The sequence below is a fragment of the Cobetia sp. SIMBA_158 genome (assembly GCF_046566945.1).
Classification (GTDB): domain Bacteria; phylum Pseudomonadota; class Gammaproteobacteria; order Pseudomonadales; family Halomonadaceae; genus Cobetia; species Cobetia amphilecti.
In genome coordinates, this window is record NZ_JAWJYL010000199.1 from 1 (window position 1) to 298 (window position 298).

The 298-nt window shown below is 37.9% G+C and carries 1 protein-coding gene; it reads left to right on the forward strand.

Annotation, left to right across the window (positions count from 1 at the left end; translation table 11 throughout):
- Nucleotides 1-298: hypothetical protein (locus R2R70_RS19620; protein WP_410978840.1), on the forward strand; the 298-nt coding region annotated here is incomplete at both ends.

Below are 298 nucleotides of genomic sequence, written 5' to 3' on the forward strand. Positions count from 1 at the left end.
AAGTCGGTCAGGTTATTACCTTCTCGCCTAAGCAAGCGGGTGAATATAATTTAAGTATTACTGATAGAAACAACTTAGGTGCAGATAGCTTTACATATAAGGTACATGCGTTTATTGATATAGATAAAGACGCAGTTCCCACAAACAAAGAGCTTGCTTTGGGAATGAATCACCTTGGGCAACATACCGATGATGATAAAATACCCGATGGAAATGAGTACCATATTTATACAGCTAACTTTATCTTTAGTCATGATGTCGACAGTGATGGCATTCCAAACTGGCTTGATTTAGACAG